This is a genomic window from Ruegeria sp. CDSC025, assembly GCF_059610805.1.
This window is the reverse complement of the sequence record NZ_JBXWOJ010000007.1, coordinates 79,311-94,005: the sequence shown is the minus strand read 5'-3', so window position 1 is coordinate 94,005 and position 14,695 is coordinate 79,311. Positions and strand designations below refer to the sequence as shown.

Annotated in this window: 13 protein-coding genes; 5 read left to right on the top strand and 8 right to left on the bottom strand. The window is 56.8% G+C overall.

Annotated features, from left to right (window positions below):
• Positions 1-205: 205 nt before the first annotated feature.
• Complete coding sequence (locus tag AC2FH8_RS11910) at positions 206-1,801, bottom strand: GMC family oxidoreductase (protein ID WP_271950774.1); 1,596 nt, start codon at positions 1,799-1,801, stop codon at positions 206-208.
• Positions 1,802-1,910: 109 nt separating this feature from the next.
• On the opposite strand from AC2FH8_RS11910, the gene AC2FH8_RS11905 reads away from it, so the two are divergent.
• From AC2FH8_RS11905 to AC2FH8_RS11890, 4 genes are all read left to right on the top strand, one after another.
• Positions 1,911-3,149: a TRAP transporter substrate-binding protein gene (locus tag AC2FH8_RS11905; protein ID WP_142638251.1), complete on the top strand. Its 1,239-nt coding sequence runs from the start codon at positions 1,911-1,913 to the stop codon at positions 3,147-3,149.
• Positions 3,150-3,214: 65 nt separating this feature from the next.
• Positions 3,215-3,880, top strand: coding sequence for a TRAP transporter small permease (locus AC2FH8_RS11900; RefSeq protein ID WP_496689853.1), 666 nt, complete (start codon positions 3,215-3,217; stop codon positions 3,878-3,880).
• Positions 3,880-5,238 carry a TRAP transporter large permease gene (locus tag AC2FH8_RS11895; protein WP_496689852.1) on the top strand — a complete coding sequence of 453 codons (1,359 nt, stop codon included), beginning with the start codon at positions 3,880-3,882 and terminating at the stop codon, positions 5,236-5,238. The genes AC2FH8_RS11900 and AC2FH8_RS11895 overlap by 1 nt, the downstream gene beginning before the upstream one ends.
• Before the next feature lie 11 nt (positions 5,239-5,249).
• Positions 5,250-6,029, top strand: a complete 780-nt coding sequence (locus AC2FH8_RS11890; RefSeq protein WP_142638245.1) for an IclR family transcriptional regulator — start codon at positions 5,250-5,252, stop codon at positions 6,027-6,029.
• Positions 6,030-6,328: 299 nt separating this feature from the next.
• Here the strand turns inward: AC2FH8_RS11890 and AC2FH8_RS11885 are convergent, their stop codons facing one another.
• The 5 genes from AC2FH8_RS11885 to AC2FH8_RS11865 all read right to left on the bottom strand — a co-directional run bounded on the left by AC2FH8_RS11885 (position 6,329) and on the right by AC2FH8_RS11865 (position 11,006).
• The gene (locus AC2FH8_RS11885) at positions 6,329-7,156 is read right to left on the bottom strand and encodes an alpha/beta hydrolase (RefSeq protein WP_496689851.1); all 828 of its coding nucleotides are present in this window, start codon (positions 7,154-7,156) and stop codon (positions 6,329-6,331) included.
• Positions 7,157-7,159: 3 nt separating this feature from the next.
• Positions 7,160-8,041 carry a tryptophan 2,3-dioxygenase gene (locus AC2FH8_RS11880; protein WP_496689850.1) on the bottom strand — a complete coding sequence of 294 codons (882 nt, stop codon included), beginning with the start codon at positions 8,039-8,041 and terminating at the stop codon, positions 7,160-7,162.
• 63 nt (positions 8,042-8,104) lie between these two features.
• Positions 8,105-9,133 carry an L-threonine 3-dehydrogenase gene (gene tdh / locus AC2FH8_RS11875; RefSeq protein WP_496689895.1) on the bottom strand — a complete coding sequence of 343 codons (1,029 nt, stop codon included), beginning with the start codon at positions 9,131-9,133 and terminating at the stop codon, positions 8,105-8,107.
• A gap of 14 nt (positions 9,134-9,147) precedes the next feature.
• On the bottom strand, positions 9,148-10,332 hold the full coding sequence (locus AC2FH8_RS11870) for a glycine C-acetyltransferase (protein WP_496689849.1): 1,185 nt from the start codon (positions 10,330-10,332) through the stop codon (positions 9,148-9,150).
• A gap of 110 nt (positions 10,333-10,442) precedes the next feature.
• Positions 10,443-11,006 carry a helix-turn-helix domain-containing protein gene (locus tag AC2FH8_RS11865; protein WP_271950762.1) on the bottom strand — a complete coding sequence of 188 codons (564 nt, stop codon included), beginning with the start codon at positions 11,004-11,006 and terminating at the stop codon, positions 10,443-10,445.
• Between the two features lie 118 nt (positions 11,007-11,124).
• Between AC2FH8_RS11865 and AC2FH8_RS11860 the strand changes: the two genes are divergently transcribed.
• A complete protein-coding gene (locus tag AC2FH8_RS11860; protein ID WP_281973592.1) occupies positions 11,125-12,300 on the top strand; it encodes an acetyl-CoA C-acyltransferase family protein in 1,176 nt (391 codons plus the stop codon).
• A gap of 97 nt (positions 12,301-12,397) precedes the next feature.
• Here the strand turns inward: AC2FH8_RS11860 and ubiB are convergent, their stop codons facing one another.
• Both ubiB and ubiE read right to left on the bottom strand, forming a co-directional pair.
• Entirely contained in the window at positions 12,398-13,927 is a 1,530-nt protein-coding gene (gene ubiB, locus AC2FH8_RS11855; RefSeq protein WP_496689848.1) for a 2-polyprenylphenol 6-hydroxylase, read from the bottom strand.
• On the bottom strand, positions 13,927-14,679 hold the full coding sequence (gene ubiE / locus AC2FH8_RS11850; RefSeq protein WP_496689847.1) for a bifunctional demethylmenaquinone methyltransferase/2-methoxy-6-polyprenyl-1,4-benzoquinol methylase UbiE: 753 nt from the start codon (positions 14,677-14,679) through the stop codon (positions 13,927-13,929). Before ubiE ends, ubiB begins: the two co-directional genes overlap by 1 nt.
• Positions 14,680-14,695 lie beyond the last annotated feature (16 nt).

Below are 14,695 nucleotides of genomic sequence, written 5' to 3'. Positions count from 1 at the left end.
AATCTGAGCTGGATGCTGCATAGATCGTTGACCAAGAGTCGCCCTCCCAGATCACGGTCAGTCATGAGACAAGAGTTGGCAAAGTGCGAGTTGCGATCAGACATAATCAACAGAACAGCTTGAGCTTGCGCGACTGGCACACCGATCCATCGGTTGCGGGTGTTTTGGGCATTCTGCATCGCACACAGGCAAGATGGAGGGCCTGTCAGGCATCCGCGATTATCAAATCGCTCGCCTTTTCCCCGATCATGATTGCCGGTGCGTTGGTGTTGCCACTGACGATCTCGGGCATGATCGAACAATCGGCCACGCGCAGATTTTCTAGTCCGTGAACCCTTAGTTTAGGATCGACAACAGATGCCTCAGAGCTTCCCATCGCACAGGTGCCGGTTGGGTGGTAGATTGAGGTCGAATTCGACCTGGCCCAATCCAGCGTAGCGTCATAGTCATTGCAATTCAGATCTTCTGTTGGTCGAAACTCTTCCGAAATCTTCGAGGCCAAAGGGTTTTTCTTGGCAATTCGCCGCGCGATATTCACGCCATCGACTATGGTCCTGCAATCTGTTTCTGTGGACAAGTAGTTCGGTATGATCTTGACATGTTTGGACGGATCGGGGCCGTTCAGGCGCAACTCCCCCCTGCTTTCCGGGCGCAGCTGGCAGACCGACATTGTAAAGGCCGAGAACGGGTGTACGCCCTCGCCCGGGCTGTCAGCGGACCAGGGTTGGACATGAAACTGTATATCGGGTGTCTCTACATCCGGGCGCGTTTTCATAAAGCCGGTGGCAAGGCTGGCCGCCATTGTCATAGGCCCGGCACGGAACAGTGCATATTTCAGAGCGATGCGCGCCTGATTGAAGAGGCTGCGGACTTCATCATTCAGTGTTGGTTCATTGCACTTGAACACCAGGCGCGCCTGTAAATGATCCTGCAAGCCCTTACCAACGCCAGACAGGGCGTGAAGCGGTTCGATTCCGTTTTCTTTGAGGTGGTCCGGGTCTCCAATCCCCGACAACATCAGGATCTGGGGCGAATTGATCGCGCCACCAGACAGGATAATCTCGCGTCGAACCTTCAGAGTTTGCTCGACCCCTGACCTGTCACGGTAAACCAGCCCGGTCGCCTTTTTCCCGTCCAAAACCACGCGCGTCACAAATGCGTTGGTGATGATGTTAAGATTCTGACGACTTCGAATGGGTTTGAGATAAGCCACAGCCGCGCTGCAGCGACGACCGTTGCGTGTGGTCAATTGGAAATAACCTACGCCTTCTTGTTCGGCGCCATTGTAGTCGGGATTGAACGCGTAGCCTGCAACCTGTGCTGCGGCAACCCAGGCGTCGCAGATGGGGCGTTGAATGCGCATGTTCGAAACAGACAAAGGCCCGCCAATGCCGTGAAACTCATCTTCACCGCGTTCTTGATCTTCGCAACGTTTAAACAGGGGCAAGACATCGTCCCACCCCCATCCCTCATTGCCCATTTGCCGCCAGCGATCGTAGTCTTCTTTCTGGCCGCGGACATAAAGCAGCCCGTTCAGCGAGGATGAGCCGCCCAGCACCTTGCCTCGTGGCCAGTCTATGGATCGTCCATTAAGCCCCGGATCGGGTTCAGTGCGATAGCACCAGTCAACCGACGGGTTGTGCATTGTTTTGAAATATCCGACCGGAATGTGAATCCACGGGTTGGTGTCGCGACCGCCAGCCTCCAGCAATGCGACGGTCGTATTGGGATCAGCACTCAAACGGTTGGCAATGACACAGCCCGAAGATCCTGCTCCGACTACCGCATAATCGACTTCCATAACTGTCTCCTCCCGACGCGACTGAAAAAAACTCTATGCAAGATGCGAGAAATATACTAGCCTTTTTTGATACAAAACGTCTCATTAATTGCGATCAGGGAGGTAGGCAATGGAGATCGGTAAGAAACTAAGTGGCATTTCCCGGCGAGATTTTTTTCGTGTGGCCGGGCGGTATGGCATGAGTTCGACACTGCTGGCGGCAGGTGGGTTCGGTGGCGCGATGAGCCTGGCGAATCTGGCGCAGGCAGCCGAATCAACCTATGAAAAGCGCTTCTCGAAAGAGCCAAAGCACACGCTTAAATTTGGCGCATCGGGCTTTAACACCCGCAATCTGCTGATCGAACGCGCCGGCGCGATCGAGTTTGCACGCGATCTGGAAGAGCGCACGGACGGTGAAATTCGGATCGAGTTCATTGGTGATAACCAGATCTGCGGCCAGCTGAGCTGTGTTGAAAAAACCCAGCAGGGCATTGTTGATATTTACGCGGCCTCGACCCAGAACTCGGCTGGAGGCGCGCCGTATCTCAACGTGCTGGACTATGCTTACATGTTCCCCAGCCGGGCAGCGCAGTATCACTTCTTCTACAGCCCGGCGAGCCAGCGCATTCTGCGTGATCCGCTTGAGAAACGGCACGGCCTGAAGTTCCTGTTTACCCACTGTGAATTGCGCGGCCTGCAAATGGGTTCGACCTTTGCCGACAAGCCGACCGTCACCAAACTGGAAGAGCTGTTCGGCACAAAGAACCGTGTGACGGGTACACAGCTGGGACGCATTGCGATGCAGCTGTTGAACCTGAATCCGGTACCGGTTGCATGGGAAGAAACTCTGGATGCGTTGAAGACTGGTCTGATCGACGGGGCTGAAACGTGGGCATCGGCCGTCGCATATGCCAACATGGCTCCAGTGGTGTCGCAGTCAGTCAACCTGAAATTCTTCTGCGGCACTGAACATACCTCAATGTCGGCCAAAGTGTTCGACAGTCTGGGCGGGGAGCTGCAGGATGCTGTGATGGAGTCTTCCTACTTTACGCAGGCTTTGATTCAAGGTGCCAATGAAGCGGCTTTGCTGAACACTGTGGGTTTCTCGGAACCGCAGCTGCCTGATACTATCTTCGCCGAAAATGGAGTACGTCCGGCATTCCTGCCAGATGATCAGATCAAACTGGCCGAAGAGATGTGCGCCCCGAACTACAACCCCGAACCCTGGGCGCAGTGGCGTGAGCGTTTGAACAAATGGGCCGGTGGCATCGATACCTATCAGGAAATCTACGACATCGCGCGTGAGATTCCGGCAGACACCCTGCCGGAAAACGTAGAACCGCGCCGTTGGTGGAAAGGCGAAGCCTGATACAAAAGACGAACCGGCCCCAAGCGGGCCGGTTCTAATACACACCGACTGGGAGGACGGGGTACATGTCGTTTTGGGCAGACACAGGCGCGATCTTCAGTGCCTTTCTCAGCCAGGATTCGTTCGAGATTCAATCAGCGCTGGAATCGGACGCCGCATGGGTGTTGGGCGCGGTTGTTTCAGCCATGGGCGGATTCGTGATCATGCTGATCTATCGGACAGTGCCGTTTATCGAGCGCCATCTGGAGCGGTCGGTAATGGTATATTCTTACCTCGCCATTGCGTTGATCATTTTCTGGGGCGTGATCGACCGATTCGTGTTCAACGATCAAGAACCGTGGTCCACCACTATCCCTCCCTTGTTGTTTATGGTGATGGCGTGGTTCGGGGCCACGTACAATGTTCGCCTGCGGACGCATCTGAGTTTCAATGAGTTCCGCACCGCAATGCCCCGAGGCGGGCAGTTGGCCTGTTTGATCCTTGATGCAGTGCTGTGGTTCATCTTTGCGGTGATCGTCATCGTGACGACCACGCGACTGGTTGCGTTATCGGCGTCGAATTTTCAGATCGTTCTCGGCACGGACAATATCATGCAGTGGTGGTTTTTGCTGGCCGCGCCTCTTTCGTTCTTTTTGATGATCGGGCGTGTGTTTCAGAACCTCACCGACGATCTGCAAAACTGGAAAACAGGTGAGCCGCTGATCAAGCAGGCCGTGATCGGAGCAGACTGATGACAGACGGAACTTTGGTTACACTGATCTCACTTGGGGTTACCTTTCTGTTCATGCTGGGCGTGCCGGTGTTTTTGGTCATCGGCTATTGGGTGATCGGCTGCTCATTCGTCCTTGGCTTGACGCTGGACAATATGGGGGCCGAACTGTTGAACGTGTTCAACAAAGGCTTTGCCCTGCTCGCGATGCCGCTCTTTATCCTGACCGGAGACCTGATCAACAAGTCTGGTATTGCCCGAAGGCTCAGCGATTTCGCCTATGCCTGTCTGGGCTGGATACGTGGTGGGTTGGCGATGGCATCGCTTGGTGCCTGCGGGTTATTCGCAGCGATTTCGGGATCAAACTCGGCGACGACAGCCACAATTGGTTCGATGCTGCACCCCGAGATGGTCAAAGGTGGCTATGACGAACGGTTCAGCGCGGCGACCGCTGCGGCAGGGGGTACTGTAGGGATCATAATCCCGCCGTCCATTATCTTCATCGTCTATGGCTTCTTGATGAACCTTCCTATTTCCGAGTTGTTCGTGGCGGGCATTCTTCCGGGCGCGCTCATGGTCTTTGGTATGCAATTCGCGTGCTGGATCATTTGCCGCATGAACGGGTGGGGTCATCTGATCCCTTTGCAGCTCAACCGGGTACTGAAAACGGCATTTGGCGCCTGGCTTGGATTTTTCGCCATTGGGCTGGTGCTGTGGGGCATCTACACAGGCAAGTTTTCCCCGACAGAAGCCGCGGGCGTGACAGTTGGCTTCTGTGTGATCGCTGGTTTGGTCAGCTATCCGATCAACCGGATTATGGGGGCCAGAAACGACATATCGCCAACCGAGAAGAGTTACGCCGAAATGTTCGTGGTCGAAGGCTTTACGATCCCCGAGATCCCCTCGATCGTCATCCGCTCGGCCCAGATCACCGGCATCCTTGCGCCGCTGATCGCGATATCAGTTGTGATGCAACAGATCTTGTCATTGCTCGGCGCGCAACAAACCATTGGAGATTTTGTAACCTCGATGGGTGGGTACTATGCGGTTCTGTTCACGTCGATGGTGATTGTCTTCTTCTCGGGTATGGTTTTGGAAAGCCTACCTGTAACCATAATTCTCGCCCCAATTCTTGCGCCAATCGCGGCCTCGGTTGGGATTGATCCAATCCATTTCTCGGTGATCTTCCTTGTGGGGGCGTCCATTGGATTCATCACACCACCTTATGGGCTGAACCTCTATGTGGCTTCAGGAGTAACAGGAGTACCTTATTTCCGGTTGCTTCGGTATACGGTACCCTATCTGGTGGCGCTTCTTTCGGTTTGGATTTTAGTGTCGCTTGTGCCCGATCTGGCCTTGATACTGCTTCCAAATAGCTAGACTGTTGCAGGATGGCCGAGACGGAAACACAAGAAAAAGAAACTCAAATACCGACCAACCTCCGCCTCCTGCTGATCCTCGAGGAGGTGGCGCGGCGTGGCGTTTCCGTAAAACCATCGGATCTGATTGAGGCATTAGGTCTGGCCAAGCCAACAATTCACCGTCTGCTGCAAACCGCAGAAGCCGAAGGGTTTCTGCAGCGGGATCTCGATGGCAGATCATATGGCCCGGGACACCGGCTGCGACTGCTATCGGTCAACACTATGTCGTCCGAGCATTTGCGCACTGCGCGACTGGCGATCTTGCGCAGTGTGGCTGAAACTGTTGGCGAGACATGTAATCTCGCCATTCCAGACCGCGAGGGCATGATCTATCTCGACCGGGTGGAAACGAAGTGGCCCCTGCGAATTCAACTGCCGGTCGGGACACAGGTGCCCTTCCATTGCACGGCCAGCGGCAAGATGTACCTGTCCACACTACGGCAAAGAAAGCTGGATGGGTTTCTTTCGGCAGGACATCTACAACCACAAACCGAACGCTCGCTGACCGATCCCAAGGCATTGCGATCGGAGATCCGACGTATCTCTGAGAATAGTTATTCCACCGATGACGAGGAATTCATGACCGGAATGACTGCCCTAGCAGTACCCGTTCAGGATGGACAAGGCCGATTGGTAGGCACACTTTCGGTTCACGCGCCGACACAACGTCATGACGTCAACAGTCTGATGTCGTTTCTGGGCATACTTCAGAAGGGAGCGAAGCAGCTTTCGGCTCTTTTGAGCCAGTGACTAATGCTTCAGATGACAGTCAAAGCGTGATTTTTTTCACCAACTGCGAATTCGATCATCGATCGGTTTGGAGAATTCTGCACCAGAATGGATGAGAGCGCGATAAAAGTTCCGTGTACTCCGTTCGTTCAACTTTGCAGAGTCGACATTGGCGCACCGCTGCCATTCCTAGCTAGCGCAGCATCTGTCACTCTGGGCTCAAACCGGACACTTGCGGTACCGCCACAAATGCAGGGATATGGCGACTTGCTCAGTGCATGACGCAAAGGTCAGAATATTCTTTCGCCCAACACCTATGACTACCGAGGAGCCGGCAGGAACGTGCTTGCGTGCATGATGATGTCGAAATGCTGCATCCCTTTCTGCAGATCAAAACTGACAGAATGCCCGCCCTTACGCAGCAATTCCGCATAGTCCCGGCTTTGACGAATGAATTCGGGTGTGTCACGCTCGGCGACGGTTATATGGTAACGCGGACCGGGGGCGGGCAGGTGCAGAATGGGTGAGAGATCGTGTATTTCGACCGGGGTCAGTTGCAGCGGGTCATTCACCGGCGTCAGGCTGATCGGTTCAAGATCATAGACGCCGCTGATCAGAATCACCTCTCGTACCCGCAAGCCGGCGCGGGCTAGCGCATCGGCTGAAGTCGCCATCATCATGGCCGCCAGATGTGCCCCGGCGCTGTGCCCCGACAAGGTGATCTGCGCCGGATCGAACCCAAGGGCCGTCGCCTGTGATCCCAGCCAAAGCAGGGCATCGCGGCACTCTTTGATCATCTGATCCAGTCGGGCCTCAGGTGCGAGCGTATAGTTCAGCGTTGCAAAGGCTTGCCCGTTTTCCACCAGTGTAGGGGCCATCATCGCGGACTCACGCTGACTGAGCGCCTGCCAGTAACCTCCGTGAATAAAGACATGCAGCGGAGCGTTGGCCGTCGACGCAGGAAAGAAGTCGAGCACCTGTTCAGATGTTTCGCCGAAGGGCAGGTTTTCCCGGCATTCCATCCGGGCGCGGTTCTGCGCACTCAGCGCGGCGTAGCTTTCAAGATAGGGTGTCAGATCGCCGCCAACCATCGAACTGGGAGAATACTCCTGCTCCAGCTCTGTCTGAGTGAAACCACGATACAGCATCGCCTACTCCTGCCCGCTATACATCAATTCGGTGCGCACATCGTAGAGATCGTGAAAGAATCGCAAGTCCAGCGCTTTGCGCAGGAACGACACACCGCTAGACCCGCCTGTACCTGGCTGGTTGCCAATAACTCTCTCGACCGCAGTGACATGGTCAAACCGCCAGCGCTGGAACAGGGATTCCACGTCCATCAGCTTTTCGGCCAGCGCATAGAGGTCCCAATACTGATCGGTATTGTGAAACACCTGAGCCCAGATTTTCACCACGCGCGGGTCGCCGGAATAGGGTTGTGCAAAGTCACGGTTCAGCAGGTCATCAGGCACGTCAAACCCTTGCCGGGCCAGCATGTGCAGCACTTCGTCGTAAAGCGAAGGCTTGGTCAGTGCGGCATCCAATAATTCCATGACTTCGGGATCATGCTGGTGAACCTTCTGGGTCGAGGCATCCTTGTTGCCCAGAATGAATTCAATCTGACGATAGCCATAGCTTTGAAATCCCGAGGAGCTGCCAAGTGCTTGCCGAAAGGTCATGTAATCGGCGGGGGTCATGGTCAGAAGCGTTTCCCACGCGGAAATCAACTGCCGCTGGATTGCTTTGACCCGGTCGAGATTCTTCATTGCCGGGCCAAATTCGTCCTCTTGCAGAAAGCGGCGCACTTCGACCAGCTGGTGATGCATCAGCTTCAGCCACAGCTCGCTGACCTGATGGATGATGATGAACAGCATCTCATCTGGTTGCGCGGGATCCTGAAACGTCTTTTGCAGATTCAGTAGGGTTTTGAGCTGCAGGAAGTCGCCATAGCTCTTGCGGTGGGTTTCGGCGAAATCCGTGACCAGAGTGTCCTCGATCCCGCGTTCAAGATACCGGTTGTCCTTGTCGCTCATCTGCGCCTCCAAACACCTGAGTTCCCTCCTGTTTAGGGGGTGAAGCCGTTTAACGCCAGAGGGTTAGGTCCAATCCAGAACAACCTTGCCGGATCGACCTGATTTCATCTCGCCAAAGCCCTTGGCAAATTCATCAACCTTGAAACGGTGCGTGATCACTCGGCTGACATCCAAACCGTTCTGTAACATGGCAATCATCTTATACCAGGTCTCGAACATCTCGCGCCCATAGACACCTTTGATGGTGATGGCCTTGAATACGATGCGGGACCAGTCCACGGGGGATTTTCCAGGTGGGATGCCCAGCAGAGCGATCTTGCCGCCCATCACCAGTGCCTCGACCATCTGGTCCAGTGCAATTTGTGAACCTGACATCTCTAGCCCGACGTCAAAACCCTGCTGCATGCCCAGTTCGGCGATCACGTCCTGCAAATCTTCCTTGGTCACATCGACAGGGCGCAATGTTGGCACAACATGCGCAGCCAGCGTCAAGCGGTCCGGATTGATATCGGTGATCACCACATGCCGCGCGCCTGCATGGCGGGCCACGGCGGCGGCCATGATGCCGATGGGGCCTGCACCGGTGATCAGCACATCCTCACCCAGCAGATCAAAACTGAGTGCGGTGTGCACAGCATTCCCCAACGGGTCGAGAATGGCTCCGATTTCGTCGGGAATGTCATCGGGCAGGGGCACCACGTTGAAGGCAGGTAGTTTCAGGTATTGCGCAAAGGCACCCTGTTCATTGACGCCGATTCCGCGCGTGCCGGGATCCAGATGGAACTTGCCAGCACGGCTTTGGCGGCTGTCGGTTGTGATCAGGTGCCCCTCGCCGGAGCAGCGCTGGCCGATCTCAAGCCCGGTCACGTTGCGCCCGATCTCAACGATTTCACCGGCAAATTCATGGCCGGTGATCATTGGGGTGGGCACAGTTGCGGCGGCCCAGTCGTCCCAGTTCCAGATGTGGATATCGGTGCCGCAGATGCCGGTCTTGTTGATGCGGATCAGCACTTCATCAGGGCCGATCTCGGGCACCGGGGCCTGCACCATCCACAAGCCCTCCTCGGGCTTGGATTTTTCCAGCGCTTTCATCGTATTGGGTCGCATCAGATGATCCCCAGCTCTTTGCCGACCTTGCTAAAGGCGGCCAGCGCACGGTCCAGCTCATCCTTTGTCAGCGCCGCATTCATCTGCGTTCTGATCCGTGCCTTACCGCGCGGGACGACGGGGAAGAAAAAGCCCGAAACATAAACGCCTTCGTCAAACAGCTTTGCGGCCACGTCCTGCGCCAGTTGTGCTTCGCCCAGCTTAACCGGGATGATCGGGTGTTCGCCGGGTAGAAGGTCAAAACCCAACTTTTCCAACCCCGCGCGCCAATATTTGGCGTTGCTGAACAGTTGCGCGCGCAGCATGTCGCCCTCTTCGACCAGACGGATGGCTTCGATCCCGGCAGCAACGATTGAAGGCGGCAGCGAATTTGAGAACAGATAGGGCCGCGCCCGCTGCCGCAGCAGGTCGATCACCGGCTGCGGCCCGGCGATATAACCGCCGATTGCCCCCCCAAGTGCCTTGCCCAAGGTTCCCGTCAGAATATCAACAGCGACACCGAAATGATCCGGTGTACCGGCCCCGTTCGGACCCATGAATCCGGTGGCATGGCAGTCATCGACCATGACAATGGCGTCATATTTGTCCGCCAGTTCGCGGATTTTCGGCAAGTTAGCCAGATAGCCATCCATCGAAAACACACCGTCTGTCGCGATCATGATGTGACGCGCGCCGTCCTCGCGTGCCTGCTTCAGCCAGGCCTCCAGATCGTTCATGTCGTTGTTCAGATAACGATAACGTTTGGCCTTGCACAACCGTACCCCGTCGATGATTGAGGCATGGTTCAGACCGTCCGAGATTATGGCATCTTCAGGCCCTAACAAGGGCTCAAACAGCCCTCCATTGGCATCAAAACAGGCTGCAAACAGGATCGCATCGTCCTTATTCAGGAATTGTGCCAGCTTCTGTTCCAGCTCACGGTGAATGTCCTGTGTGCCACAAATAAACCGGACCGAGGCCATGCCGAACCCTTTGGGTTCCATCGCGTCTTTGGCGGCGGCGATCAGTGCCGGATGATCGGCCAGACCCAGATAATTGTTGGCGCACAGATTGATGACCTGCCTGTCGCCCACAGTAATCTCGCCGCCCTGGGGCGAGGTGATCATTCGTTCACGCTTGTACAGACCCTCCGCTTCGATCTGCACGAGGGTGTCGGTGACATGGGACAGGAATGCATCTGACATGGCGATCTCCGTTCAACTGAGTCGCATGTCTAACATAACGGATGAAATTCCCAAATAGGGGAATTACAGTATGAAGGAAAAATTTCCGTAAAGGCGGAAATGCGCCGGTGTCAGGCGTTTTTGACGATCAGGAACACCCTTGCTGGCTTCTTGGCAGTAATTGAGTGCAGAACGTCGGCCGCGTATCGCGCGGTGTCGCCCTGGTTCAGTTCGCTGACGGCACTGCCCGAGGTGACGCGCACCGCACCTTCAAGTACCGTCAACTGTTCATGCGCGCCGCGGGCGTGTGGTTGGCTGTTCAGCGCGCCATCACTGTCAAAGCGGATATCGTAGACCTCGTGGCCACCGGCCTCTTCGGGCGGGGAGAGGATGCGGATGCGGCAATTCTGGCCCATATTGTCGATGCTGGGCACTTCGTCGCTGCGCAGGGTTTCGATCTGATCGGCGTTATTGGCCTCTTCCAGCAGGCCAGCGAAGTCCACCTGCAGGGCGCGGGTCAGGTTCCACAGGGTCGAGATCGTCGGGCTGCTTTCACCGCGTTCGATCTGGCTGACCATGGATCGGGACACGCCGCTGAGATTGGCCACAGCTTCCAGCGACAGGCCTTTGGCGCGGCGGGCCTCTTTCAGGCGGGCGGGCAGGCGCGTCAGGATATCGTCTGAATTTTCCGTCATGACGGAATCTCATGCGCGTTTGGTGGCCTCATGTCAATTCCGCTTGTGACGGTACGTCCTATGGGACAGTTCCAATGGCTGGATGCATAGTGCCCGCAAATCCACGAGGAGAAGAGACATGAAAGATATCGTCATTCTTGATGGTGCGCGCACCGCGATTGGCACATTTGGTGGCGCCTTGGCTTCAACTGCGCCGATTGATCTGGCGACCGTTGTGACTGAAGCGGCGATGGAGCGATCTGGAGTTGCGCCCGAGCAAATCGGCAATGTGGTGTTCGGTCATGTCATTAATACCGAACCACGCGACATGTACCTGTCACGCGCCGCGGCCAAGCAGGCCGGTATCCCCGTTGAAACGCCCGCGATGAACGTAAACCGTCTGTGCGGGTCCGGTGCGCAGGCGATTGTGTCGGCGGTACAGTCCCTGATGCTGGGCGACGCCGAATTCGCTGTAGCTGGTGGCGCCGAAAGCATGTCGCGGAGTCCGTATATCGTGCCACAGGCGCGCTGGGGAGCGAAGATGGGCGATGTCACCTCGATGGATATGATGCTGGGCGCGTTGAACTGCCCGTTTGGCACTGGCCATATGGGCATTACGGCCGAAAACGTTGCTGATGAGCACCAGATCACCCGTGAGCAGATGGATGAATTCGCGATGGCCAGCCAAACCCGTGCGGCGGCTGCGCTGGAGGCGGGGTATTTCCAAAGCCAGATCACGCCGGTTCAGGTCAAGGTCAAGCGCGACATGGTCGATTTCATGGTCGACGAGCATCCCAAACAGACATCCGCCGAGGCGCTGGCCGGGCTGCGTCCTGCCTTCCGCAAGGATGGCCGGGTGACGGCAGGCAACGCGTCGGGCATCAACGATGGTGCGGCGGCGATGGTACTGGCCACGGCGGAGGCGGCCGAGAAGGCCGGCTTGAAACCCAAGGCACGCATTCTGGGCTATGGCCACGCAGGCGTACGCCCCGAGGTGATGGGCATTGGTCCGGTTCCTGCGGTGCAAAACCTGATGGCGCGGACGGGCCTGACGCTGGGTGATTTCGATGTGATCGAAAGCAACGAAGCCTTTGCCGCGCAAGCGTTGGCCGTGAACAAAGAGCTGGGCTTGGATGCCGCCAAGGTAAACCCGAATGGCGGGGCGATTGCGCTGGGCCATCCGGTGGGAGCAACCGGTGCGATTATAACGCTGAAAGCCCTGTATGAGCTGGAGCGCACGGGCGGGTCCAAGGGTTTGGTCACCATGTGCATCGGTGGCGGTCAGGGCATTGCCATTGCCTTTGAGCTGCTCTGAAACCGAACCAAGCAGGGGGGCTGTCTGGCCCCCATCGCGCCTGTGGCGCAATTCCCCCGAAGGTATTTTTGGTCGGATGAAGCGGGCGGGATTGGGTTTAGCTGAAGCTTGTCAGCAATAGGACGAGGGCCGCGCCGGTAGCGGCACCAATGGTGGCGGGCAAGGCAACGGACCATAGGCGCGACCGGGTCGGCTCATCCTTTTGGGTTTGGGAAATCAATGCGTTTTCTACCAGTGCTGGAAGCCGCGGACCAAACCGGGCCAGAACCATTGCTGTTTTGCCAAGATCGCGAAGTGCGGCGCGGGGGCCGATGGATTGTTTGATGTAGTCTTCGACCACGGGCCGGGCGACTTCCCAGATGTTCATTTGCGGGTCGAGTGAGCGCGCGACGCCTTCGACCACAACCATTGTACGCTGAAGCAGGATCAGCTCGGTACGGGTTTCCATGCCGAAGCGTTCAGTGACTTCGAACAGATAGCTGAGCAACCGTCCCATTGAGATATGGGTGGCGTTCATACCAAAGATCGGCTCTCCAACCGCGCGCAGAGCACGGGCGAATTCATCGACATCCTGATTGGCAGGGACATATCCGGCCTCGAAATGCACCTCGGCCACGCGCTTGTAGTCGCGGCGGATAAAGCCAAAGAGAATCTCGGCATAGACCCGGCGCGTGTATTCGTCGATATGGCCCATGATGCCATAGTCATAGGCAATGATATCGCTATTTGCCGCGACCTTCAGGTTACCCTGGTGCATGTCAGCGTGGAAATAGCCGTCGCGCAGAGCATGCAGCAGGAACAGGCGCAGCACGCGTTCGGCCAGATCGCGGCGGTCATGACCGGCTGCATCCAGTGCGCCATTGTCGCCCAGCGGGATGCCATCTGCCCAGCTGAGTGTCATTACCCGACGCGCCGACAGGGACCAGACCACGGGGGGCAACCAGAATCCGGAATCGTCCTTGGTGTTTGCGGCATATTCCGAGGCAGCCGAGCTTTCCAGACGCAAGTCCAGCTCGCCACGCACGACGCCGTCGAAATGTTCGATCACTTCCATCGGGCGCAGGCGGCGCGCGCCGGGGGCGAAGAGTTGCACGATTCGGGCAGCGAAATAGAACGCATCAACATCCTTGCGGAAGGCACGTTCGATCCCCGGCCGCAAAACCTTGACGGCGACATCCTCGCCTGTGCTGACCAACTTGGCCTTATGGACCTGGGCGATTGAGGCGGCCGCAATCGGTTCGCTGAACTCATCGAATATCTCTACGACGGGTTGACCAAGCTCTTTCTCGACCTCGGCCATGGCCTCGGCCTTGGAGAACGGGGGCAGTTTGTCCTGCAGCACGCGTAGCTGTTCGGCCAGTTCGTCTCCAACCACGTCGGGCCGCGTGGACAGAACCTGACCGAACTTGATATAGGCAGGTCCCAGGGCGGTGAGGGCACGGGTGGCTGGGGGCATCGACGGATCGCCTTTGTAACCCAGCCATTGAAAGGGTTTGCCCAGGGTGTGGGCCAGAACGCGCAGGGCGCGTGGTGCTTCGAACGCGTCCAGAACGACATTCATGGCACCTGTCCGTTCCAGCGTCGCGCCGGTCCGGATCAAGCGGATGATATTGTGAGGGCCGCGCATCAGATTTTCCAGCCGGAATGCAGCGCGGCAATGCCCATGGTCAGGTTACGGTATTTCGCGTTGTCGAACCCGGCGGTGCGGACCATGTTCAGGAAAGTATCCTGATCCGGGAAATTACGGATCGATTCGACCAGATACTGATAGCTGTCAAAATCATTGGCGATCAGTTTCCCCATGCGCGGGATGACATTGAAACTATAGAGGTCATAGAGTTTCTGCAGCCCGTCATTGGGCAACTGGCTGAATTCCAAAACCATCAGGCGGCCGCCGGGTTTCAATACGCGGTAGGCCTCGTTCAATGCCTCTTGCGGGCGAGTCACGTTTCGGATGCCGAAGGAGATCGTGTAGACGTCAAAGGTGTTATCCTCGAACGGTAGGGCCATCGCATCGCCCACCACCCAATTCAGACTGTCTGACATCTGATCCGCCTCGGCACGCTGTCGGCCTTCGATCAGCATCGGCTCGGTCAGGTCCAGAACGGTGGCATGGCCACGGCCTGCGCGTTTCAGGAACCGGAACGAGATATCGCCGGTGCCGCCCGCAACGTCCAGCAGGCGCTGACCGGGGCGTGGGGCCAGCCAGTCCATCATTGCGTCTTTCCAGATCCGGTGAATGCCCATCGACATGACATCGTTCATCACATCGTATTTTGAGGCGACCGAGTTGAACACGCCCTGCACGCGCCCGGCCTTGTCGGCCTCGCGCACGGTTTCGAACCCGAAATGAGTGGTCTTGTCGCTGTTGTCGGACATTTGCCTTGCCGTTTGT

Bases quoted from the DNA above. Each gene is read 5' to 3' on its own strand.
- AC2FH8_RS11910 (WP_271950774.1), bottom strand. From the start codon at position 1,801: ATGGAAGTCGATTATGCGGTAGTCGGAGCAGGATCTTCGGGCTGTGTC.
- AC2FH8_RS11905 (WP_142638251.1), top strand. From the start codon at position 1,911: ATGGAGATCGGTAAGAAACTAAGTGGCATTTCCCGGCGAGATTTTTTT.
- AC2FH8_RS11900 (WP_496689853.1), top strand. From the start codon at position 3,215: ATGTCGTTTTGGGCAGACACAGGCGCGATCTTCAGTGCCTTTCTCAGC.
- AC2FH8_RS11895 (WP_496689852.1), top strand. From the start codon at position 3,880: ATGACAGACGGAACTTTGGTTACACTGATCTCACTTGGGGTTACCTTT.
- AC2FH8_RS11890 (WP_142638245.1), top strand. From the start codon at position 5,250: ATGGCCGAGACGGAAACACAAGAAAAAGAAACTCAAATACCGACCAAC.
- AC2FH8_RS11885 (WP_496689851.1), bottom strand. From the start codon at position 7,156: ATGCTGTATCGTGGTTTCACTCAGACAGAGCTGGAGCAGGAGTATTCT.
- AC2FH8_RS11880 (WP_496689850.1), bottom strand. From the start codon at position 8,041: ATGAGCGACAAGGACAACCGGTATCTTGAACGCGGGATCGAGGACACT.
- tdh (WP_496689895.1), bottom strand. From the start codon at position 9,133: ATGAAAGCGCTGGAAAAATCCAAGCCCGAGGAGGGCTTGTGGATGGTG.
- AC2FH8_RS11870 (WP_496689849.1), bottom strand. From the start codon at position 10,332: ATGTCAGATGCATTCCTGTCCCATGTCACCGACACCCTCGTGCAGATC.
- AC2FH8_RS11865 (WP_271950762.1), bottom strand. From the start codon at position 11,006: ATGACGGAAAATTCAGACGATATCCTGACGCGCCTGCCCGCCCGCCTG.
- AC2FH8_RS11860 (WP_281973592.1), top strand. From the start codon at position 11,125: ATGAAAGATATCGTCATTCTTGATGGTGCGCGCACCGCGATTGGCACA.
- ubiB (WP_496689848.1), bottom strand. From the start codon at position 13,927: ATGCGCGGCCCTCACAATATCATCCGCTTGATCCGGACCGGCGCGACG.
- ubiE (WP_496689847.1), bottom strand. From the start codon at position 14,679: ATGTCCGACAACAGCGACAAGACCACTCATTTCGGGTTCGAAACCGTG.